The 24,501-nt window shown below is 31.9% G+C and carries 21 protein-coding genes and 1 riboswitch; of the genes, 14 read left to right on the plus strand and 7 right to left on the minus strand.

The window, feature by feature from the left end:
• Positions 1–131: 131 nt before the first annotated feature.
• A complete protein-coding gene (locus EAH69_RS06025; RefSeq protein WP_147439098.1) occupies positions 132–614 on the plus strand; it encodes a site-specific integrase in 483 nt (160 codons plus the stop codon).
• Positions 615–680: 66 nt separating this feature from the next.
• Here EAH69_RS06025 and EAH69_RS06030 read toward each other — a convergent pair whose 3' ends face one another.
• Positions 681–929 (minus strand): hypothetical protein, encoded by a 249-nt coding sequence (locus EAH69_RS06030; RefSeq protein ID WP_121934286.1) that lies wholly within the window; start codon positions 927–929, stop codon positions 681–683.
• A gap of 220 nt (positions 930–1,149) precedes the next feature.
• Here EAH69_RS06030 and EAH69_RS06035 point away from each other — a divergent pair, with 220 nt between their 5' ends.
• The 7 genes from EAH69_RS06035 (at position 1,150) to EAH69_RS06065 (ending at position 10,467) form a co-directional block, all read left to right on the plus strand.
• Positions 1,150–3,489: a type I restriction-modification system subunit M gene (locus EAH69_RS06035; protein ID WP_121934287.1), complete on the plus strand. Its 2,340-nt coding sequence runs from the start codon at positions 1,150–1,152 to the stop codon at positions 3,487–3,489.
• Between the two features lie 3 nt (positions 3,490–3,492).
• The gene (locus EAH69_RS13925) at positions 3,493–4,800 is read left to right on the plus strand and encodes a restriction endonuclease subunit S (protein ID WP_230466724.1); all 1,308 of its coding nucleotides are present in this window, start codon (positions 3,493–3,495) and stop codon (positions 4,798–4,800) included.
• A 93-nt stretch (positions 4,801–4,893) separates the two neighbouring features.
• On the plus strand, positions 4,894–7,908 hold the full coding sequence (locus tag EAH69_RS06045) for a type I restriction endonuclease subunit R (RefSeq protein ID WP_121934288.1): 3,015 nt from the start codon (positions 4,894–4,896) through the stop codon (positions 7,906–7,908).
• Between the two features lie 334 nt (positions 7,909–8,242).
• Positions 8,243–8,953, plus strand: a complete 711-nt coding sequence (locus EAH69_RS06050) for a hypothetical protein (protein WP_121934289.1) — start codon at positions 8,243–8,245, stop codon at positions 8,951–8,953.
• A 35-nt stretch (positions 8,954–8,988) separates the two neighbouring features.
• Positions 8,989–9,318, plus strand: coding sequence for an ArsR/SmtB family transcription factor (locus EAH69_RS06055; RefSeq protein WP_121934290.1), 330 nt, complete (start codon positions 8,989–8,991; stop codon positions 9,316–9,318).
• Positions 9,319–9,378: 60 nt separating this feature from the next.
• Entirely contained in the window at positions 9,379–9,843 is a 465-nt protein-coding gene (locus EAH69_RS06060; protein WP_121934291.1) for a DUF6428 family protein, read from the plus strand.
• Between the two features lie 15 nt (positions 9,844–9,858).
• Positions 9,859–10,467 (plus strand): low molecular weight phosphatase family protein, encoded by a 609-nt coding sequence (locus tag EAH69_RS06065; protein ID WP_121934292.1) that lies wholly within the window; start codon positions 9,859–9,861, stop codon positions 10,465–10,467.
• Positions 10,468–10,522: 55 nt separating this feature from the next.
• Here the strand turns inward: EAH69_RS06065 and EAH69_RS06070 are convergent, their stop codons facing one another.
• From EAH69_RS06070 to EAH69_RS06080, 3 genes are all read right to left on the minus strand, one after another.
• The gene (locus EAH69_RS06070; RefSeq protein ID WP_121934293.1) at positions 10,523–11,662 is read right to left on the minus strand and encodes an efflux RND transporter periplasmic adaptor subunit; all 1,140 of its coding nucleotides are present in this window, start codon (positions 11,660–11,662) and stop codon (positions 10,523–10,525) included.
• Between the two features lie 2 nt (positions 11,663–11,664).
• Positions 11,665–15,993: a CusA/CzcA family heavy metal efflux RND transporter gene (locus tag EAH69_RS06075; protein WP_121934294.1), complete on the minus strand. Its 4,329-nt coding sequence runs from the start codon at positions 15,991–15,993 to the stop codon at positions 11,665–11,667.
• Positions 15,994–16,092: 99 nt separating this feature from the next.
• On the minus strand, positions 16,093–16,407 hold the full coding sequence (locus EAH69_RS06080) for a hypothetical protein (RefSeq protein WP_147439099.1): 315 nt from the start codon (positions 16,405–16,407) through the stop codon (positions 16,093–16,095).
• 174 nt (positions 16,408–16,581) lie between these two features.
• Positions 16,582–16,708: riboswitch (cobalamin riboswitch) on the plus strand.
• Between the two features lie 97 nt (positions 16,709–16,805).
• Between EAH69_RS06080 and EAH69_RS06085 the strand changes: the two genes are divergently transcribed.
• From EAH69_RS06085 to EAH69_RS06110, 6 genes are all read left to right on the plus strand, one after another.
• A complete protein-coding gene (locus EAH69_RS06085; protein ID WP_230466725.1) occupies positions 16,806–17,378 on the plus strand; it encodes a DUF6580 family putative transport protein in 573 nt (190 codons plus the stop codon).
• 7 nt (positions 17,379–17,385) lie between these two features.
• A complete protein-coding gene (cobT, locus tag EAH69_RS06090; protein ID WP_121934296.1) occupies positions 17,386–18,414 on the plus strand; it encodes a nicotinate-nucleotide--dimethylbenzimidazole phosphoribosyltransferase in 1,029 nt (342 codons plus the stop codon).
• Position 18,415: 1 nt separating this feature from the next.
• Positions 18,416–19,207, plus strand: coding sequence for an adenosylcobinamide-GDP ribazoletransferase (locus EAH69_RS06095; RefSeq protein WP_121934297.1), 792 nt, complete (start codon positions 18,416–18,418; stop codon positions 19,205–19,207).
• On the plus strand, positions 19,189–19,743 hold the full coding sequence (gene cobC / locus EAH69_RS06100) for an alpha-ribazole phosphatase (protein WP_121934298.1): 555 nt from the start codon (positions 19,189–19,191) through the stop codon (positions 19,741–19,743). The genes EAH69_RS06095 and cobC overlap by 19 nt, the downstream gene beginning before the upstream one ends.
• A gap of 136 nt (positions 19,744–19,879) precedes the next feature.
• Positions 19,880–20,413: a YqiA/YcfP family alpha/beta fold hydrolase gene (locus EAH69_RS06105; protein ID WP_230466726.1), complete on the plus strand. Its 534-nt coding sequence runs from the start codon at positions 19,880–19,882 to the stop codon at positions 20,411–20,413.
• Positions 20,414–20,528: 115 nt separating this feature from the next.
• Positions 20,529–21,764, plus strand: a complete 1,236-nt coding sequence (locus EAH69_RS06110) for a porin (RefSeq protein ID WP_121934300.1) — start codon at positions 20,529–20,531, stop codon at positions 21,762–21,764.
• A gap of 49 nt (positions 21,765–21,813) precedes the next feature.
• Here the strand turns inward: EAH69_RS06110 and EAH69_RS06115 are convergent, their stop codons facing one another.
• The 3 genes from EAH69_RS06115 to ribD are packed head-to-tail and all read right to left on the minus strand — an operon-like array spanning position 21,814 to position 24,501.
• Positions 21,814–22,860 (minus strand): acyltransferase family protein, encoded by a 1,047-nt coding sequence (locus tag EAH69_RS06115; protein ID WP_121934301.1) that lies wholly within the window; start codon positions 22,858–22,860, stop codon positions 21,814–21,816.
• Complete coding sequence (locus EAH69_RS06120) at positions 22,860–23,465, minus strand: IMPACT family protein (protein ID WP_121934302.1); 606 nt, start codon at positions 23,463–23,465, stop codon at positions 22,860–22,862. The genes EAH69_RS06115 and EAH69_RS06120 overlap by 1 nt, the downstream gene beginning before the upstream one ends.
• A complete protein-coding gene (gene ribD / locus EAH69_RS06125; RefSeq protein WP_121934303.1) occupies positions 23,458–24,501 on the minus strand; it encodes a bifunctional diaminohydroxyphosphoribosylaminopyrimidine deaminase/5-amino-6-(5-phosphoribosylamino)uracil reductase RibD in 1,044 nt (347 codons plus the stop codon). The genes EAH69_RS06120 and ribD overlap by 8 nt, the downstream gene beginning before the upstream one ends.

Below are 24,501 nucleotides of genomic sequence, written 5' to 3' on the forward strand. Positions count from 1 at the left end.
GGTTATAATATACATTCAACATTGTTTTAGATGATGACAGGTTGGTTGTTGGAGTTGGTAAGGGATCAAGAGGTTATTATTTTAATGAAGAACTACTTCTTCAGATTTATAATCATCAACCTGAATCTGAAATGACCCAGCATGCAAAGGATTTTATTATGATCGCATCAACAACAGGAATGCGTCATCAATCTGTAGCTTTAATATATGATGAACATCCAATTGAAATTATAACACCAGAAGTGGATAAGTTTTATGTTGTCATGTATCAGGCTGATAAAACTGGAATCAAGTTGCTATCACCTATTATGAAGCCAGCAATGGAGGTTTATGATCGTTTGGGAAGGTTCCCTTCTTATAATAGTGTAACTACAATAACTAGGCAGATTCGGAGGTTACTAATAGAAATTGGAATTGAAGATGAGGTTAATTTAACCAAAACTATATTCGGAGTAGGTGAGGTGAAAGTAACCAAAAAATTAAATGAAATTGCAAGTAGCCATGTTTGTAGAGCTAGCTTTATAACAAATGCACTTAATCTTAGAATGGATAGGAATAAAGTTAAAATGATGACGCATCAAGGAATGAATGATGGAACTGCAATCTTCCTTTAAGATAAACGAAGTGATATAGATAGAGCGATTCAGTTTTATGAGGCAAGTAAAGATCTAGATTCAGTATTATTTACATATAAATAAAAAAGAGGGGTTTTTATACCCACTTTTGTGTCTTAGTAACCAATTAACAACTTCTTCCTCTATAAAATATTTTGTAGAAAATGGATTGTCTTTATCTTCTAAATAATGAGGTAATCCGCTCTTTACTCTACGTTTTAAAGTTGATGGTGACCATCTTAGCTTTTGACAATTATCTGCACCGTACAGAATTTCTTCTAGCTTATTTTTTTTCTGAAAAACTTTTTTAGCCATATGTTATTCATAGACTATCTTTTTTTAAAACGTTTATGAAGTTATAGTGATTTCTCTAATCAAAAAAAATAGGATTTCAACTTATTTTATCTTATATTATATTGACAAAAATAGTACTATTATTGTGACAGAATAACTACATCCAATAAATTTCTTCGCTTCACTTTATATCCGATTGTTATTTTCGTATTTTCGAACAATAAGATCCATAGCATATAAAATGACACACCATTCACATAATAAATTAGTTAGCTTTATTTGGTCAATAGCAGATGATTGTTTGCGCGACGTTTATGTACGAGGAAAATACAGAGATGTTATATTGCCATTCGTAGTTTTACGTCGTATCGACTCGCTTTTAGAACCAACAAAAGATAAAGTTCTTGAAGAAGTTAAATTCCAAAGAGAAGAGTTAGGACAAGTAGAATTAGATCCACAAGGGTTAAGAGATGCATCGGGTTATGTATTCTACAACACCTCATCGTGGACAATGGAGAAGCTAAAAGGTACAGCTACTAATTCTCAACAAAAACTTATCGCTAATTTTGAAGAATATTTAAACGGATTCTCGTCGAATGTGAAGGAAATCATCGAGAAATTCAATTTAGTTGCTCAGGTGCGCCATATGGCTTCTAAAGATGTTTTATTAGATGTTTTAGAGAAGTTTACTTCACCGTATATCAATTTAACTCCATTTGAAATTAACGATCCCGAAGGTCGTCCACTACCAGCGTTATCTAATCTTGGTATGGGGTATGTTTTCGAAGAATTGATTCGTAAATTCAATGAAGAAAATAACGAAGAAGCAGGGGAACACTTTACGCCACGTGAAGTTATTCAGTTGATGACGTCAATGGTTTTCGAACCAATCAAAGATAAATTACCTCCTGTTATTACGATTTATGACCCATGTTGTGGTTCTGGAGGAATGTTGTCGGAGTCAGAGAATTTCTTAATCGAAGATAGTGGAATCAGTTATGCTGGTGATATTTATCTGTACGGAAAAGAAATCAATGATGAAACCTATGCGATATGTAAATCGGATATGATGATTAAAGGGAAGAATCCAGAAAATATTCGTGTCGGTTCTACTTTGTCAACGAATGAGTTTTCAGGGGAGAAATTCGATTTTATGTTATCTAATCCACCATACGGGAAATCGTGGGCTTCGGAAGTAAAATACATCAAAGATGGAAAAGATGTCATTGATACTCGTTTCCAATTCAAATTAAAAGATTATTGGGGAAATTGGGAAGTAGTGGATGCCACACCAAGAACTTCAGACGGACAATTACTGTTTTTAATGGAAATGGTGGATAAAATGAAAGCACCAACTGCCAATAAAATCGGAAGTAAAATTGCTTCGGTTCACAACGGTTCGTCTTTATTTACTGGTGATGCAGGTTCGGGTGAGTCCAACATTCGACGTTACATTATTGAGAATGATTTATTAGATGCCATCGTACAATTACCCAACAATATGTTTTATAACACGGGGATTACGACGTATATCTGGTTATTGAACAATAACAAACCAAAAGAACGACAAGGTTATGTGCAATTGTTAGATGCCAATAATTTATTTCAGAAATTACGTAAAAATTTAGGTTCTAAAAACTGCGAATTAACGCCAGCACAAATTCAAGAAATTGCTCAAGCTTATTTAGATAACTTAGAGGAAACGAAAGAAGGTTCTGAATTAAAAATCAAACGTTTTAAAAATACTGATTTCGGTTATTACAAAGTAAACATCGAGCGTCCAAAACGTTTACGTTCTCAGTTTACGAAAGAAGCTTTAGAAACTTTACGTTTCGATAAAGCTTTGGCTACGCCAATGCAATTAATTTACGATACCTACGGTGATTTAGCGTATGTAGATTTATCATCGAAAATTGATGAAATTGCTAAACGCGCCGAAAAAGAAGATTGGGGTTTAAATAAAAAACAGATTGCGAAGTTAGTGGATCCTGCGACTTGGCAAAAACCAAAAGCCATTTACGACGCTGCGCTAGCTTTATGGAATCACGTTGGTGATGATATTTTTATGGATTTTAACGCCTTTAGTTCGTTAGTGGATGAAATTGTTAAGAAACATAAATTCAACCTTTCAGCAGCTGAGAAAAAGGCGATCTTAAACGCCATTTCTACTTACGATGCAACAGCTGAAAAAGTAATTAAAAAAGTTGAAAAACTTTCTGGTGACAAGTTAAACCAATTGCTTGATAAATTAGGATGTACAGTCGACGAATTACCATTCTTTGGCTATTACCCAACGGCTAAAGCAGGTGAATTTATTACGTATGAAACCGAATCAGACTTACGTGATAGTGAACAAATCTCGCTAAACGAAGAAATCTTAACTTATTTCCAACGCGAAGTAATTCCTCACGTAGAAGAAGCATGGATTAATCTAGATTCAGTTAAAATTGGGTACGAAATTTCGTTTAACAAATATTTTTACCAACACACACCACTTCGTTCAATTGAAGCCATTACAGCCGATTTATTAGCCTTAGAAGAACAAGGTGATGGTTTATTGGCTGAAATCCTAAAATTTTAAGCCATGACCTACGTACAGTACAAAGATAGCGGGATCGACTGGATTGGACAGATTCCGGCGCATTGGGAACTAGAAAAATTTAAATATTTAGGATTTATATACCCTGGTTTAAGTGGTAAAAAAGGAGATGATTTTAATAAAGAAATTTTTGAAGGAGCAAAAGAGTTTGTTCCATTTACAACTATATGTAATTATTCACAAATTAAAGATGAAAGATTTCAATATGTGAGAATTTCTCAAAACGAAATTCAAAATAAAGTAATAAAAAATGATTTACTTTTTTTAATGAGTAGTGAGACTTTAAATGATATTGCTAAAACATCTGTTTATTTATTAGATAAGTCTTCGTATTTAAATTCTTTTTGTAAGGGTTTTAGAATTTCATCAACTAAACTGAATTCAATTTTTACAAATTATTTACTAAGTAGTAAGAATTATAGAAATTATTATGAGTTATGTGGACGTGGATTTACTAGAATTAACATTAAACAAGAATATATAAATGACACTATAATTTCTATACCCCCAATCCACGAACAAGAAGCCATTGCGAATTTCTTAGACGAAAAAACAGCGAAAATTGATGCGTTGGTGCAAACCAAAAAGCATCAAATAGAAAAGCTTAAAGAACTGCGCCAAGCCAAAATTCATCAAGCTGTTACCAAAGGTTTAGATGCCAATGCACCAACAAAATATTCAGGTGTAGCATGGATCGGTGAAATTCCAGCGCATTGGGAGGTGAAGAAAGTTAAAGAAATATTTAAATTAATAATTGAGCCAGCACCTATCGGTAATGATTATGAATTACTATCGGTATATACTGACATCGGAGTAAAACCTAGAAAAGAACTTGAAGAGAAAGGTAATAAAGCTTCAACTACTGACGGTTATTGGATTGTTAGAAAAGGAGATATAATTGTTAATAAACTACTTGCTTGGATGGGTGCAATAGGTATTTCCAATTATAATGGCGTTACCAGTCCAGCATATGATATATTAAGAAATAAAGTTCCTATTATAGGTCTATATTACCATAATTTATTTAGAATGAAGTCCACATCAACTGAATTAAAAAGACATTCTAGAGGAATAATGGAAATGAGATTACGTTTATACTTTGAAAAATTTGGTCAAATTTTAGTTCCTTATCCTCCATTAGATGAACAAGAACAAATTGTTGCTTATTTGGATGAAGTCACAGGAAAAATAGACGAAGCCATTGCCCAAAAACAAGAACAAATAACCAAATTAAAAGAATACAAACAAAGCTTAATTAACGATGTAGTAACGGGGAAAGTTAAGGTTTGTTAATCAATACCAACTAAACGACTATAATTAAAAGGTTAAAAACGAATCATATATTAATTCAAATTAACCTTTACTAAACTTAACACAAAGAATAAAATGTCAACTCACTATAACGAACAAGCACTAGAATCTTCAATCGAAAAATCCCTTGTTGGTGTTTCCTTGGAAGATTTAAAAAACGAAGGAAAAACTTTATCTTTATTTAACGAGGAAAATCAAGTCTATATTACTGCAAACAAATATTATATTGGTTCACCAAGTGATTTTGATAAACGATATGCAATTGACACAACTCGTTTCTGGGATTTTTTAGAAAATACACAGAAATTAGAATTAGAAAAATTAAAAGTTTCTCCAGATTGGCAGCTAAAAATCTTGGAACGTTTCGAGCGAATGATCAAGAAAAAAGGATTGTTGCATCTACTTAAAAAAGGTTTAGATGTCGACAATGCTCACTTCACTTTATTCTACGAAGCTCCAAGTGCAAGTAGTGCACAATCGATCAAAGATAACTTCAAGAAAAATCAGTTTTCTGTAACACGTCAATTAAGATATTCTTCGGTAAATGCGGGAGAAGAAATTGATATGGTAATTTTTATCAACGGTTTACCCTTTTGCACCATCGAATTAAAAAATGCTTGGACAGGTCAAACAGCTGCTGTACAAGGCATACATCAATACAAACTTACAAGAGATTTCAAACAACCATTATTAGAATTTGGTCGTTGCTTAGTTCATTTCGCTGTAGATACAGACGAAGTGTATATGACGACGAAATTACAAGGTAAAGACACGTTTTTCTTACCTTTCAATAAAGGTAACAATTTAGGGAAAGGAAATCCTGTAAATCCAAATGGTCACAAGTCAGCTTATTTGTGGGAAGAAGTTTTTCAAAAAGAAAATATTGCCAAAATTATTCAACACTTTATGTTGTTGGAAGGTGCTGACAAAGATCCATTGAATAAAAAGTTTTATATTTTTCCGCGTTACCATCAACTAGATGTTGTTGCTAAACTGATTAATGATGTTCAAGAAAATGGTGTAGGAGGAACTTATCTTATCCAACATTCAGCTGGATCTGGCAAGAGTAATTCAATAACATGGGCTGCATTCCAACTAATTGAGTTAGAAAATACTGATGGTAATCCAATGTTTGATTCTGTTATTGTGGTAACCGACAGACGTATATTAGATAAACAGCTGAGAGATAATATTAAGAGCTTCTCAGATATCAAAAATATTATTGGAGCTGCTTACTCATCTAATGATTTAAAACTCGCTTTAGAGGGCGGAAAAAGGGTAATTATCACAACCATCCAGAAATTTCCACATATCATAGACAGTGTAGATGAAATGAGTGATAAACGTTTCGCTGTAATTATCGATGAGGCTCATTCATCTCAAGGTGGAACCGCTGCGGATAAGATGAACCAAGTTCTGGGGAAACTAGAAACCAATGAAGAAGGTGAAGTAGATGGACAAGATTTAATTATTCGTGCAATGGAAGCTAGAAAAATGAGATCTAATGCGTCCTACTTTGCTTTTACAGCAACGCCTAAAAATGCGACTTTAGAACGATTCGGCGTTAAACAGGATGATGGTTCATTTAAACCTTTTCATTTGTATTCGATGAAACAAGCGATCGAAGAAGGTTTTATCTTGGATGTTTTATCGAATTATACAACATACAGAAGTTATTATCAACTTCAGAAATCTATCGAAGACGATCCTGAATTTAATACAAAGAAAGCGCAACAAAAATTAAAGGCTTTTGTGGAACGTGATGAGCGTACGATAGAAGCAAAAGCCCGTATCATGATTGATCATTTTGTGCAGCAAATTTATGATCGAAAATTATTAAAAGGGAAAGCGAAAGCAATGGTTGTAACACAAAGCATTGAATCAGCTATTCGATATTACAAAGAGATCAAGAAAATTTTAGAAGAAAAAAATAATCCATTCAAAGTGGTCGTTGCATTTTCTGGAACAAAAATGATTAATGGTGTTGAACATACTGAGTCTGGAATGAATGGATTCCCTGACACGGAAACGAAAGATAAATTTGACACAGATGAGTACAAGATATTAGTTGTTGCGAATAAATACCTTACAGGTTTTGATCAACCTAAATTAACAGCGATGTATGTGGATAAGAAACTACAAGGAGTTTTATGCGTACAAGCTTTATCTCGTTTAAACCGTTCGAATCCAAAATTGGGTAAGAAAACAGAAGATTTATTTGTGTTGGATTTCTTTAATGACTCGGAAGATATCAAACGATCATTTGATCCGTATTATACCTCAACATCGTTGTCTAAAGCAACTGATGTGAATGTATTACACGAATTGAAAGAAGAACTTGATGATTCTGGAGTTTATGAATGGTACGAAGTGGAAGATTTTAATACCAGATTTTTTAAAGGTGAACCAGCAGAATCACTAAGCCCAATAATTGATGTTGCTGCTCAACGTTTTAATAAAGAATTAGAATTAAACGATGATCAAAAAGCTGATTTAAAAATTAAAGCCAAGCAATTTGTTAAGGTGTATGGGCAGGTAGCAGCTATTATTCCGTTCGAAAAATTGGAATGGGAAAAATTATTTTGGTTTGCCAAATTTTTAATTCCTAAAATGATTGTAAAGCGCAAGGAAGACGAAATACTGGACGAATTGCTAGAATCTGTTGATCTTGCGACTTATGGTATTGAACGAGTTAAATTAAATGAAAAGCTGGAATTAGATGCTGATGAAACAAGATTAGATGCAACTGGCAATCTACCACGAGGTGCGCATGCTGATGATGATAAAGCTAGACTAGAAGAAATTATTCGTGATTTTAACGAAAGATGGTTTGCGAATTGGGATGCTACCCCAGAAGATAAACGACAATTATTCTTTACATTTACAGATAAAGTTGTAACTCATCCAGACTACGAAACAAAATATCTTAATAATCCAGATGAGCATACCAAACAATTGGCGTATAAAAAGATATTTGATGAGGTTGCATTAAGTATGCGTAAATTTCAAATAGAGTTTGCGAAGAAATTAACTGATGAGCATTTCAAGCAGGATATGCTGAATAGTACACAAAGATTTTTAAAAAGATAATTGAAGCAGGATTAGTTCCTGCTTTTTTTTAGATTTGATTATTGTAAGGGTTTCACTAAATTTGCCTATATTTATGTGAGTTGTAATACTCACTTAAAACCTTTCAAAATGAATAAAGACTCAGATATACTAAAATTAGAAGAAACTAACGTTTAAATCGTTTAGCAAAATCTGCATCCCAAACTGCAATTAGAGTTTCGGAAGCGTTAGATTTATCGGTTCAGTATGTTCAAGGGAATCGTATCGTTGAAAGACAGCCAAATGGTGAGATTAAAATCATAAAAACTATCGACCGTGTAAAAGCTCCAAAGGAATTAAAAAAAGGTGCTAAATTATGTCTAAAATAAAACGTTTACGCGTTTTTGCTGGACCTAACGGTTCTGGGAAATCTACATTATTCGAAACCATTTCATCTAAGTTTAACGCTGGATATTTTATTAATTCTGATCTTATCGAAAAGGAAATTTCATCAAAAGGTTTCATTGATTTAGATCGCTATGAATTAAAACTTACCGAAAAGGACTTCGAAGATTTTAAAACTGAAACAGCATCAATTTCTCTTTTTGAGAAAGCTAAATTAGAAGGTAAATCAATTGATGTTATATTTAAAAATAATGTTTTAGTCGATAAGTCGAAGGCTACACATAGTTATGAGGCAGCATTTATTACATCTTTCATTCGTAAACACTTGTTAATTAAAGGTAAGTCATACTCTTTCGAAACTGTGATGAGCCATCCATCTAAACTCGATGAGATTATGGATGCAAAAAAGAAAGGGTTCAAAACTTATATGTATTTTGTATGTATTGAAGATCCCTTAATTAATATCTCTCGTATAGAAAATAGGGTAGAAAAAGGTGGACATCCTGTGCCAGAAGAAAAAGTTGTTAAACGATACCATTCTACTCTAAATAATTTATTTCCGGCTTTAAAGTTGGTGGACAAAGCATATATTTTTGACAACTCAACTCAAGAAATGAGGCTATTCGCTCAAGTTAAAAAGAGTGAATTGGAAATTTTTATTCAACATCTTTTGAAGATATAAATTATTATCGTAATATTGCGATGTAAATAATTACGATGGGAATTACAAAATCAGAAATATATTCAGACGAGCAAAATAGGATAGCTACTTTATTTAAAGTTTTAGCTCATCCAGCTCGTATTGCAATTTTGCAGTGTATAATTAAGCAAAATGCTTGTATTTGTAATGATTTAGTTGATGAATTGGGATTGGCTCAGGCTACAATTTCTCAGCATTTAAAAGAATTAAAAAATAGCGGGATCATACAAGGTACAATCGAAGGAAAGTCTGTTTGTTATTGTATCGATGAAAAGATTTGGAAAGAAATCCAAGTTGATTTTAACCAATTTTTTAATCAAAATGTAACTGTTAATCAATGCTGTTAAAAGCATTTTTTATAATTCATATCATCGTAATATTGCAATTTTACATTAAAAATAAAAATTATGAAATTATCTGAAATCAAATCTATTTTACAAACATTAGATAATGTTGAATTTAAATTGGAAGATGGAACTTTTGTTCCAGAACATTTTCATGTAACTGAAGTTGGACAAATTAATAAAAAATTTATTGATTGTGGAGGAGTTATTCGTGAAGAAAAAGTCGTGAATTTCCAACTATGGAATGCTGATGATTATGAACATCGTTTAAAACCAGGTAAATTACTTTCGATTATCGAACTTTCAGAGAAACATTTAGGAATAGAAGATTCAGAAATCGAAGTAGAATATCAAGCGACTACAATTGGAAAATACGATTTAGAATTTGATGGAAAAACGTTTATCTTAAAGAATAAACAAACTGCTTGTTTAGCCGAAGACGCATGTGGTATTCCTGCTCAAAAGCCAAAAGTTAAATTGTCTGAAATCCAATCTAATTGTTGTACTCCAAATTCTGGATGTTGTTAATTTAGTTTAAAATTCATGTTTAATTCGTTATCCAAAACTATAGAACAGTTTCTGAATTTTGATACTATTAATGCTGATAGAAAAGTAATTTTACAACCATTAATTGACTTTATTCAATCAAAACAAGCGAATAAAGAAGCTATTAATTTAAATTTCATTTGTACACATAATTCTCGCAGAAGTCACTTAGCTCAAATTTGGGCTCAAGTTGCAACTTATTATTATGGTGTTGAAAAGCTAACAACTTATTCGGGAGGAACAGAAGAAACAGCTTTATTTCCTAAAGTTGCAGAAATACTTTCCATACAAGGTTTTTCTATCGCTAGTATTTCTGAAGGAAATAATCCTATTTATGCTATAAAATATGCAGATAATATTCAGCCAATTATAGGATTTTCCAAGAAACACGATCATTCTTTCAATCCAATTTCGAATTTTGTTGCGATTATCACTTGTTCGCAAGCTGATGATGAATGTCCATTTATTGTAGGAGCAGAAACGAGAATTTCAATTCCTTTCGAAGATCCAAAAGCATCAGACTATTCATCTATTCAAGACAAAGTTTATACTGAAAGAAGTTTACAAATTGCTGCTGAAATGTTTTATGTTTTTAGCCAAATTTAAATTCTATAAAAGAAAAAACACCCATTATTTAATTATTAATAATGGGTGTATAAGTTTATTCTTCTTCACCGTTATTTTTCAATGCAGTTAAAAGATTATAAGCACCTTTTGTTACATATACTTTTCCTGAATTGGCTGGTGATTTAATTTCGACCATTTTGTTAGCAGAAGCTCCGATCGTCACAGGAATTAATTTGAATTGATTTTTGTTTTGTCGTTCAAATACAAAATCTTTCCCCTCGTAATGTACTACAGCATCTTCTGGCAAAACATTGGCGTGCATTTGATTCACAGTCAATTCAATATTAAAATACATATTCGCTGTCATTTTAATGCCATTTGGATTTGTAATTCGAGCAAATACATCAACCGTTCCATCTTCATTGACTTGTTTCGAAATTGATGAAATTTGCGCTGTCATTTTCTGATTAGGATTCGCATTCGTATACGCGTTTAAATATTGACCAATTTGTACACTTGCTAAATCTTTTTCAAACACTTTTACGTTCAATAAGGAACTGTTTGGATTGATAATTTCTAACATAGCATCAGCTGGAGAAACATATTGACCCGTATTAGCAAAAACTTCGCTCACCATACCACTCATCGGCGCATACACATTAATTGTACGTTTAATATTTGATAACGAAACAGCATTTGGATTAATATTCATCAATCGTAATTTCTCTTCCAACGCACGTTTTTTAACCAACAATGTTTGCTTTGTCGCTTTTGCTTGTTGCATTACTTTATCACTTGCAGCTTTATCCGCATTCAATTCTTTTTGACGTGTAAAATCTGCATCAGCTTGTTCTAATAACGCTTTTGTGGTCAAATAATCCTCTTGCATTTGGATATATTGTGGATCCTCCAAAACCACAACAATTTGCCCTTGTTTCACGTAATTTCCAGGAATCAGCGCAATGCGTTTTACATAACCGCCAAAAGGATTCGTAATCGAAATGGTATTTTGTGGCGTAACTTCTGTTTTCGCATTTAAACGAACAGTTGTTGGTAAATGTTGATTTTGCAATGAAGCTGTATCAATCACAAAATTCTTTAATTGCACATCTGTTAATTTCAAAATCGAGGTTTCAGCGGCAACCGTTTCTTGTTCTTCAGCTTTCTTTTCTTCTTTAGAACAGTTGGTAAAAAGTACCAATGATGAACAAAGTAGGATAATATATTTTTTCATTTTTAATCAATTGTATAATAAGACATCGTGGCTAATGTTTGCTCGCGTAAATTCTTAGCTTCTAAGAATTTTGTTTTCACTTCAATGATTTGATTGTTTAAAATCACCCAATCCAAAAAGTTAATTTCACCTTCTAATAATTGACGATTAATCGTTTTTTGTAAATCGTCTGAAGCTGGAATTTGCGAAGTTTCAAAATCAATTACAATCGTATTATAAGCTTGAATTTGATTGTTTAAAATTTCGAAATCTTGATTCAATTTAGCTTGTTGAATGAAATAATCTTGTTTCGCCATATCGGTTTTAATTCTTGAAGCTTCAATTGATGAATTGATTCCACGATTAAACAACGGAATTTGTAATCCTAATTGAAAAGAATTGTAACGGTTTTGATCTAAATCAGAAAAACTTTGATTAGAATAACCGACAGATAATTGTGGCGATTTTTTCGATTTCTCAACTTCCGTTTCTAAAGTTGAAGTTTTGATATTTTCTTCTGCAATTTTTAAAATGGGATGCGAAGTTGCAACTTGTAATTGATTCAATGTAGTCCAATGAATTGGTTCTTTCGTCGCATAAATTTTAGTCGAAGAATTCGTTAAATATTGCAATTGACGCGCTTGATTATCAATTTCAGTTGATATCATTTTGATTTGATTTTCAATCGACTTTAACTGAATAGTAGCTGTTGCAACTTCGCTTCGGTTCGATTCACCTTTCTTTAATCGTAAATTAGCTTTGTCTAAAAATTGCTGATATATGGCTTGATTTTCTTTCAATAAATCTTGTTGCGCTTCTAAGTTTTGCATCATCACATACACTTGTGCAATGCGTTGTTTAATTTCCGCTTTAGTTAAGGATTGATTCATTTTAGAAGCCGAAATCATTTGCTCATTTAATGCTTTTTGACGTTTGAAAACGACCGGAAACTGAAAAGTTTGAGCAACTGTAATCTTATTGTCAAATTGACCTGAATTGACTTGACCTAATTCAGCAGAAATTTCTGTTGGACCTAAAGAGCGATTCGCAAATACATTCTTTTCGTGGTACAACGTATTTAGTTCAGCTTGTTTCACTTCAAGATTATTCGCTTCAGCTAATTTCACCACTTCATCAAAACTCAATTTTTCTTGTGCTTGAGTTGGAATAGAAAACAATGCAAAAGCGATAATTACCGCAGTAGAAATTGCTTTTTTATTTCTACGTTTCTTTTTAAATTGAATATGTTCAAACATCACATATAAGATTGGTAAAACAAAAAGGGTAAGGAATGTGGCACCCATTAAACCACCGATAACTACTGTAGCCAACGGACGCTGAACTTCTGCTCCTGATCCGTTACTAATTGCCATTGGTAAGAAACCTAACGAAGCAACTGCAGCTGTCATTAATACAGGACGAAGACGAGTTCTTGTTCCTATTATAACAATTCGAGTTGTATTTTTAATTCCGTGATCGCGTAGACGGTTGTATTCAGAAATTAATACAATTCCGTTCAATACAGCAATACCAAATAAGGCGATAAATCCGACACCCGCACTAATACTAAATGGCATATCACGTGCAGCTAAGAATAAAACTCCACCAATGGATGATAATGGAATGGCAGTGTAGATTAATAAACTTTCTTTGATCGATTTAAATGCAAAGAATAATAAGACAAAGATTAAAACTAAAGCAACTGGAACCGCGATTCCTAAACGAGCTTTCGCTTGATTTAAGTTTTCAAAAGCACCACCGTAAGTTGTATAGTAACCAGTTGGTAATTTAACTTTAGCATCTACTTTTTGTTGTAATTCAGTCACAACACTTTCAATATCTCGGCCTTTTACATTAAATCCAATTACGATACGACGTTTAGCATCTTCTCGTTGAATTTGATTTGGTGTATTTTTATAGTCTACTTTCGCTAATTGACTCAACGGAATTTGAGTTCCTGATGGTGTTGGAATCAATAGGTTTCTAATATCTTCGATATTCGCACGTTTTTCTTGTGCTAAACGAACGACTAAATCGAAACGTTTTTCTCCTTCGAAAACTTGTCCTGTTGATTGACCTGCAAAAGCCATATTAACGATTCGATTAGCTTCACCGATTGACAAACCATATTGCGCGATTAACGCTCGGTCAAATTCGATAACCACTTGCGGAATTCCATTAACCGGTTCGATGTATAAATTATCTGTACCTTCAACCGAATTGATGATTTTTCCAATTTTTTGTGCATTTTCAACTAATTTATCTAAATCTTCACCGAAAATTTTAACCACAACATCTTGTTTTGCACCAGTCATTAATTCGTTAAAACGCATTTGCACTGGGAACTGGAAACTCACCGATAAACCAGGAATTTCTTCCAATTCTTTTTGCATCTTCGCTGATAATTCTGGGAAAGTTGTAGCTGATGACCATTCTTTTTTCGGTTTCAAAACAATAATCATATCACCAGCATCCATTGGCATTGGTTCGGTTGGAATTTCACCACTACCAATTTTTGTCACCACCATTTCCACTTCAGGGAAACGATCCTTTAAAATTTTGGCTGCTTTGGTCGTATATTCTATGGTTGTTGAAATATTACTTCCTGGTAAAATTCGCGCTTCTACGGCAAAATCTCCTTCTTCTAAAGCTGGAATAAATTCTCCACCTAAACGAGACATTACAAAAACTGCGACAGCGAATAAAGAAATAACAACGGTTAAAATAATCGTTCTTGCTTTTAAAGCTTTGATTAAATATTTTTGATGAAAGACTTCTATTTTCGCCATTACAAGATCCGAAAGATTTGGTTTTTCTTTCTTTTTACGGCTCAATAAAATACTACTCATCATCGGAACGTAAGTCAGCGATAATATAAAAGCGCCAACTAAGGCAAAGGCAACAGTTTGTGCCATTGGCTTGAACATTTTCCCTTCAATTCCTTGTAAACTAAAGATTGGTAAATAAACGATTAAGATAATAATTTGACCAAATACCGCAGAATTCACCATTTTCTTGGCTGATTCTCCCACTGTTTGATCCATATCTTTTTGAGATAATTTATTATTTATCCCAAACTTTTTGCTATGTGCCAATTGGTGCATTGCCGCTTCGACAATAATTACGGCTCCATCGACTATTAAACCAAAATCTAAAGCACCCATACTCATTAAATTTCCACCTACTCCGAACATATTCATCATTATGATGGCAAATAATAAGGCTAAGGGAATAACAGAAGCTACGATGATTCCGGCTCTCGCATTTCCTAAGAAAATAACCAAAATGAAAACAACGATTAATGCACCTTCTAATAAGTTAGTTTCGACTGTAGAAATGGTATTATCTACCATTTTTTTACGATCCAAGAAAGGTTCGATTACTACGCCTTCAGGTAAGGTTTTTTTGATGTCTTCGATTCGAGCTTGTACATTTTTAACAACATCGTTACTATTAGCACCTTTTAGCATTAAAACGATCGCTCCAGAAACTTCGCCTTTGTCGTTATAGGTCATCGCTCCGTAACGAGTTGCAAAACCTGTTTTGATTTCTGCAACATCACGCATTAAAATTGGTGTTCCGCTTCCAGAACGTTTTACGACGATATTCTGAATATCTTCAATCTTTCCTATTAAACCTTCAGAACGAATAAATAAAGAAGTTTGTCCTTTTTCGATATAAGCTCCACCAGTGTTTTGATTATTTTCACTTAAAGCCTCAAAAATATCATTAATTGTAAGATTAAAAGCTTGTAATTGTTGAGGATTAATTCCGATTTCGTATTGTTTTAATTTCCCACCAAAACTACTGACATCGGCCACTCCTGGAACGCCTAATAATTGGCGACGAACAATCCAATCCTGAATTGTTCGTAATTCTGTTGCATCGTATTGGTCTTCGTAACCATCTGCTGGACGAACCACATATTGATAAATTTCTCCTAAACCAGTTGAAATTGGTCCCATAGAAGGTTCGCCAATTCCTTCAGGAATTTCGCTTTTCACTTGCGCTAATCGTTCTCCAACTTGTTGACGAGCCCAAAAGACATCCGTATCATCATCAAAAACGATTGTTACTAACGATAATCCAAAACGAGAATAACTTCTAATTTCTGAAATTCCAGCAATGTTAGAATTTGCTTGCTCGATCGGGAAAGTAACTAAACGCTCGATATCCTCTGCACTAAAAGAAGGTGCAACGGTAATAACTTGTACCTGATTAGATGTAATATCAGGTTGTGCATCCATAGGTAATTTGGTCGCTTCATAAACCCCAAAGATTAATAAAGCTACCGTAAATAAACCTACGATGAATTTGTTCTTGATTGAAAAATCAATGATTTTATTTAACATCGTAAAATAATATAAATTAGACTATTAGCTAAATGAATTCTTCAAATAGCATAATGCATTTACGATCTAATGAGAAAGTAAATGGTTGATTTATAAATTTTACGCTTGTCTTGGCGGTTGCCAAATTGAATTTAAGTAATGAGAATATAGATTATCTTCATCAAAATATTCAATAGATGAAGTGATTTTTTCTTTGACAATAAATGGTGAAATAAATGTGATTTTAGGAAGTGCAGCTAAATCAATGTGAGCAATTTCAACCTTCATAAAAGGAAGTTTCTGATCGGTTTCCCAATCTTCATCTTTATCATGTCCACCATAATGATGAATTAAATAGACTTTCATTTCATCAAAGAAATTTCCGCCTTTATCGTGTTCGATAAAATGGGAGATAAATATTGGTAATTTGTACACTTGCGACAACTGTGTAGATGTCGTTAGATATAGAAATGTAAATATATAAATTACCCAGGTTTTCACATTTCAAAATTAGTGATAATAAGCCATAAAAACATTACTTTAATAATTTATATTACGTTTTTAATAAACATATAGATTATAATATATTTAAATAAAGAAAATAATTTATACATTTACTTTATTCGTATGGTGTATAAAGTATCACTAAGGGAATCGTGTGAAATTCACGAACTGTCGCGCAACTGTAAATAGACAAAAGTCTAAAGTCAGATACCTTAACGAAATAAAACTGTAATTCCGCGGGATGATTTATAGAAAATATTTGACTTATATTTCAAATATTCTAATTTATTTCAGACTGCTGTTTCAACAAAAAATATTAAAAATAATATATGAAAACAGCAAAAATCAACGTAAGACATTTATTTGTCTTTGCATTAATTGTCTTAGTTGCCTCGACGCGATTAATGACTTTCTTACCTAATTTTTCGCCATTAACTGCAATTAGTTTATTTGGTGGAGCATATTTTGTTAAAAAATGGCAAGCTATTTTGATTCCAATTCTTTGTGTTTGGACAAGCGATTTATTAGTTAATAACATTCTATATAAAGAATATTTTCAATCATTCACTTTCTTTTATCAAGGCTTTTATTGGCAATATCTTTGTTATGCGATAATTGCACTTGTTAGCATTTTTGCATTAAAGAAAGTAACGACATTACGCGTGTTAACAATGGGCTTATTTGGTTCATTTCTTTTCTTTTTAGTATCAAATTTCGGCGTTTGGATTTCATCTAATATGTACCCAAAATCTTTAGAAGGGTTAATTCAATGTTACATAGCCGGAATTCCATTTATAAAAGGAACATTATTAGGAGATTTAGGATTTTCAGCTTTATTATTTGGGACTTTTGCTCTTGCTGAAAAACAATTTCCTGTATTAAATCAAAAAACAATTTATTAAAAATAAAATGATTCAAAATTCAACTACTACAACTACTTTAACTGATCAATTACAACAAAAAATTGATTTAAAAACTAAACCTTTAGGAGCTTTGGGCTTATTAGAAAAATTAGCTTTTCAGATAGGTAAAGTGCAACAATCGTTAAATCCTAAATTAATTAATCCTACGATTTTATTATTTGCAGGAGATCATGGCGTTGCAAAAGCTGGTGTTAGTGCGTATCCACCAGAAGTTACTTTTCAAATGGTGATGAATATAGTTCAAGGTGGTGCTGCTGTTACGGTTTTTTGTAAGCAAAATAAACTAGATTTTTTAACTATTGATGCAGGTGTAAATTATGATTTTGGCGTTGTAGATGGTTTAATTGATAATAAGATAAATTTTGGAACGAAGAATTTCATTGTCGAAAAAGCAATGTCAAGTGATGAACTAAATTTATGTTTCGAAAAATCTGCTCAAATTGTAGATCAAGTTGCTAAAAGCGGTTGTAATGTGATTGGTTTTGGAGAGATGGGAATTGGAAATACTTCCTCGGCATCGATGATTATGCACCACGTTACAAAGATTACTTTAAATGATTGTATTGGGAGAGGAACAGGAGTTAATGACGAACAATTATTGAAGAAAATTGAATTATTAACTGAAGCAAATAATTTTCATGGCGAATTAAATGATCCAATGGAAATTCTTCAAACGTATGGTGGTTTTGAAGTTGCTCAGATTTGCGGTGCTATGATCGCAGCTTATAAGAACGAAATGTTAATTTTAGTTGATGGTTTCATAGCGACAAGTGCTTTTTTAGTTGCTCAAGCTCTGTATCCAGAAATTAAAGAATATGCAGTTTTTTGTCATAATAGTAATGAAATTGGACATCAAAAAATGTTGAATTATTTAGATGTTAAACCAATATTACATTTAGATATGAGAGTCGGGGAAGGAACAGGTTGTGCTTTGGCTTATCCAATTCTTGAAAATGCTGTTGCTTTCTTAAATGAGATGGCAAGTTTTGAAAGTGCTGGCGTATCTAACAAATAATATGAAAAAAGAATTAGAATTATTTTGGATTGCATTGATGTTTTATACTCGTATTCCAATTCCATTTAAAATTGAATATAGCGATGATAAACTAAATAAAGCAACTCGATATTTTCCATTAATTGGATATGTCGTAGGTGCATTGTCTTTCATTACTTTTTATTTGTTGCAATTTGTATTGCCTTTAGAATTAAGTGTAATTGGATCTTTAGTGGTTGGTATGTTAACAACCGGCGCTTTTCATGAAGATGGTTTAGCTGATTTTTTTGATGGTTTTGGCGGTGGTTGGACTAAAGATAAAATCCTTGATATAATGAAGGATAGTCGTGTCGGTACATATGGAATGGTTGCGACAATTATTCAGTTAGCGATAAAATATTATGGTCTTATTTTTCTGATTCCAATTTTTACTCAATTTGGTATTTTAGCTGTATTTATATTATTTGTTGGATATCATGCATTTGCTCGTCTTGCAGCAATTTCCTTGAGTTTTGTGCTTGATTATGTACGTGATGATGAGAAAAGTAAAGCGAAACCAATTGCTAAAAAACAGACAAAAAAAGAATTATTTTGGGTTTGTTTTTTTGGACTAATTCCTTTATTTCTGATATGTTCTTATTCGGTTTATTTTATATTTTCGATAGTTCCTATTTTCTTCGTATTACTTTATTTTAAAAACTTTTTATTTAAATGGATTGGCGGTTATACTGGGGATTGTTTAGGCGCTGTAGAACAAATTTGTGAAGCGATTTTCTTAATAAGTTTATTAGCAATATGGAACTTTATATCATAAGACATACACCTGTAAATCTTGAAAAAGGAATTTGTTATGGTCAAAGTGATGTTGGTTTAAATAAGGCAGATTTAGAAAAATATTTATCTATTTATAAAGAAGAATTAGCTGTTGATTTTGATGCAATAATTTCAAGTCCGTTAAAAAGATGTACGCAACTGGCAGAAGTATTAGGTTTTGATGACTATCAAATGGATCATCGTTTAATGGAAATGAATTTTGGTGATTGGGAGTTGAAAAAATGGAATGAAATTCCTTTGGAAGAATCTGAAAATTGGATGAACAATTTTGATTCGGTTTCAACTCCAAATGGTGAATCGATGCTACAGCTTTTTAATCGAGTAAATTCATTTTATCAAGAGTTAAAACAATACAATCATCAAAAAGTATTAATTGTAGCGCATGCAGGTGTTATTCGTTGTTTTTGGAAAATTATTTTAGAAATTTCTTTGAAAAATACAATGAAAATACCTGTTGATTATGGTGAAATTTTTATTATTGATTCGACTTTTGATATGATAAAACGCAAGAAATAAAAAGAGTATTATTTAATTGATTTTATTAGTAAATCTATAGTAATCAATGTTTTTTATTCGTTTATTGTAATAAATTATTGATACGATAAACGAATAAAACTTAAATTTTATACATTTGCGGTCGCTTTAAATGAAAATGATGATTGCAGAAGGAAACAAAGTATTTTATATTCACGGTTTATACGGATCAAGAAGTTCAAGAAAATTTGGATTTATTCAACAAAAATACCCAACAGCTATATGTTTAGAATGGAAATTCAACGATAATGTAGATGTTTTTTTACAAAATACATTTCATATGTTAGAGACTGTAAAAGATCCTATTACTTTGATTGGTAGTTCGATTGGTGGAAATTTCGCTTGGCAAATTCAACAAAAATTATTGACTGAAGGAATTAATTGTGAATTAATTCTAATAAATCCGATGATCGAATTGATGTATAAATTCGAGGATAACTTCCCTAATCATTTAGTTCAATACTTAAGTCCAATGGATACTTTTTCAAATACAAAAGTTATTATTGGTTTAAAAGACGAGGTTTTAGACGCTCATCAAACTAAAGCATTTTTCGAAATGTACGATTATAATAATCCTAATAAAATAGAAATTACTTTGGTTGAAGATGACCATAGAATTTCAAATTTTCATAAATTATTAGTTGATTTCTAGATAGTTTACTATATTTAGTTATACCAAAAGTTGGTTGTATTGCATCTCAAACTTAACATTAAGTTAAACTTGAAGCAACATTAATTTAACTATTTTCGCTCTACAAACAACAAATATGAAGAATTTACTTTTCACGCTATTTTTTGTAGCAGCAAATTTAGTTTTTGCTCAAACTGATTCAACCATAGTTAAGGTAAAAAAGGAGGCAGTATCTGATGATTATAAAATCAATATGTCACCTTATTATAGCTACGGCGATGGATTAGGTATTACTTCAGCAGATAGTATTTATCAAGTAAACATTCGTTTTAGAATGCAAAATCGTGTCACTTATTTTAATAATGAGGACGAAGAAGACGCAATTGATGCACAAATTAGACGTTTACGTTTACGATTTGATGGGTATGTAGGAAATCCAAAATTTGAATATTCGATTCAATTATCGTTTGCTTCAGGTGATGTAGGAGCAGCTGAAGAAGGTAAAAATACAAACATCATACGTGATGCCATGATTTTCTATAAACCAAATAAACATTGGAGTTTTGGTTTTGGTCAGACAAAATTACCTGGAAATAGACAGCGTATAAATTCTTCTGGTGCTTTACAATTAACTGATCGTTCGATTAATAATGCAGATTTTAATATTGATCGTGATTTTGGTTTACATGTACAACATAGTAAAAAACAAAAAGATAAATTTTCTTATACTTTACGAGGTGCAATTTCAAGTGGGGAAGGGCGTAACTGGACCGATCATAATGATACAGGTTTAGCTTATACAGGTAAAGTTGAATTATTACCTTTAGGTTCGTTCAAAAATGATGGGACAAATTTTGAGGGTGATATTATGCGTGAAGAAAAACCAAAATTAATGGTTTCTGCAGCATATTCATACAATAACAATGCACATCGTACGCAAGGACAATTAGGTGACGAAATGTTTGGTACAGCAAATATTCAATCATTATTTTTAGATGCAATGTTAAAATATAATGGATGGGCTTTTATGTATGCATATATGAATCGTAATTCTGATACAATTTTTACGTATAATCCTGAGGATACTACTGATTTTAGATATGTTTATGCTGGACAAGGACACGATTTCCAAACATCGTATACATTTCCTAAAAATTATGAAGTAATTGGTCGTTATTCTAATCAAAAAATGAAGAATGAGATTTTCCAATTCGCACCAAATTCTAATCAATATAGTTTAGGTTTAACGAAGTATATTTGGGAACATGCTTTTAAGTTACAGGCTGAGGTTACGTACGAAAATTTAAAATTCTACGATAGTTCTACTAAAAATAACTGGTACGCACGTTTACAAGTTGAAATAGGAATTTAATAATTATATAAAAAAAGAAACGGGATGAAAGTAACTTCATCCCGTTTTCTTATTTGGTAAATATTTGTTTAATCTTTTTAGCTAAAGGCTTTTCAAAAAACTCAAAACAAAGAATACTTAGTATGATTGCGATTGTGAAGTAAACTCCAATCTTTATGAAATCATTTCCTTCAGGAACTAAATAGTTTCCATATTTAATGACAATCATGTGTATCATATAAAATCCGAAACTGATTTCGCCTAAATATATTAAGCTTTTATTTTGTAATAATTTTGAAATAAATCCTTTTTGTAATGCGAAAACTAATGTAATTAATACCATTGGAATCCAATAGTAAATATTAAATCTGAATGTTCTCGAAACTTCTCCATAATAGCTGAAAAACAGAATGAAAACAGCTAATACTCCAACTTCAAATAATGTTCCTTTGGTGAACGAAATTTGTTTATCTTTTATCGTTTTATACACTTGACATAATAAAATTCCTATGATAAAATCTAAACTTCGTACAATAGGATTAACGTAATAAAACCCTTTTTCCCAGTCTTTATGTCCTCTTACATAAGGTTCAAAATAGATTAATAATGGAATAGCTATGATAAATAAAGCATATTTTAACCATTTGTATTTATGTAACCAAATAACATAAAGAGGAAACATTAAATAGAAGAAAAATTCTGTAGAAATACTCCAAGATACATTATTAATAGAGAAGTTATAATCTTTAATTGGAATGTATGATTGGAGTAAGAATAAGTTTAAAAGTGCTTTATCCCAACCAAAAATTCCTTGGATGATTACATAAGGAATCATTAATGCAAACGTAAGGACATGTAGTGGATAAACCCTTGCCATACGTGCAATGTAGAAGTTTTTAAAAGAAAATTTAGGATTGTCTATAATCTTGTGTTCGTAATTTAATGCAAGTACAAATCCACTAAGAATAAAGAAAAATCCAACACCAACGTATCCTTCAAAGAATACAACGTTTTTTAACCAATTATACCATTGCAAATCTGTTTTTACAAATGTTAAATGAGATAAGAATACAGCAAATGCGAAGAAAAATCGCAAAGAAGTTAAGCTGTTTAGCATTAGTCTATAATTTTTATTTCCATTTGATAGTATTCGTCAAATTGTCGAATAAAATCATCCATTTTACTTTCTCTGACAGAAATTGTAAACATGCATTTATCGGAAAAATGCTTGTCTATAATTTCACCCTCCATACGATCTACATTACGCTCAACAATTCCTTGCTGATCATATGAAAATACCATTTTAACTCGTTTTGTGACAAATTTTTCAACTATTTTAGCTTCTTCTAAAACAACCTGAGCTGCATATTTATATGCTTTCACCAAACCAGGAATTCCTAATTTAGTTCCGCCATAATAACGTACAGAAACGATTAAAACATTTGTTATTTCGTTTGATAATATTTGATTGTAAATAGGTAATCCAGCTGAACCTCCAGGTTCACCATCATCATTTGCTCTAAATTTTTTTCCGTCAATTCCTATAATATAAGCATAACAATGATGAGTTGCATCAGGCCATTTTTCGTAAAGTTGACTCAAATAGAATTCTACATCATCTTCAGAATCTACAGGATAAGCGTAATTAATAAATTTACTTCCAGATTCTTTAAAAATAATATCTTCTATAGGTTCTTTTATCGTTCTGAATGAATCACTCATTTTCTTGATTTCTAATTACTGTAACGTAATCGTTTAATACTTTGTGTTGATTTACTCTTTTTCCACGTACTGTAGGTGCTAAAATACCTTCATTCCAAAAAGTGTCCGAAGTTAATATTCTTGCTTCATCCCACAAATTTAAATCAATAAATTTTTGAATCGTATCACTGCCACCTTCAACGATTAATGATTGATAATTATTTTGATATAAATAATCTAAAATTGGAGGAATGATATTTTCGTTAAAATCAATTTTTATCAGTTTTAGATTAACTTGTTCAGAATCTTCAATCGCATTAAAAATCACAGTAGGAACATTTTGATCATACAAATGATAATTTCTAGGAATAGCTAAAAATTTATCGATAGACAGTCGCAATGGATTTTTACCATGCCAATATCTTGTGTTTAATTGTGGGTTGTCAATTAAAGCGGTCTTTTTTCCAACTAAAATTGCTTGTTCTTCTGTGCGCCACTGATGGACAATTTGTTTAGAAAAACGATTCGTAATCCATTTTTGTACATCATTATGTCCCATATATCCATCCTGAGTTTGTGCCCATTTCAGAATTATATATGGTCTTTTTTCTTGATGAAAAGTAATAAAACGACGATTTAGCTCAATACATTCTTTTTCTAAAACTCCAAGTGTAACATCTATACCGTTTTCTAATAATCTTAGATACCCTTGTCCATTAACTTCTGCGAACGGATCCAATGTTCCAATAACTACACGTTTAAAGTTTTTAGCAATAACCAAATCGCAACAAGGAGGTGTTTTACCGAAATGCGAACATGGTTCTAAGGTAACATATAAAGTACATTCACTTAAAAGAGATTGGTCTTTAACACTATTTACAGCATTTACTTCAGCATGCGGGCCACCATATTTAGAAGTAAATCCTTCGCCTATAATTTTTCCTTTATGAACTATTATAGAACCAACAAACGGATTAGGATATGTAGACCCTAACCCGTTTTGAGCAATTTGTATACAACGAGCCATAAATTGCTCATCGATAATATTTTGTGACAT

This window comes from Faecalibacter macacae, from assembly GCF_003687725.1.
Lineage (GTDB): Bacteria > Bacteroidota > Bacteroidia > Flavobacteriales > Weeksellaceae > Empedobacter > Empedobacter macacae.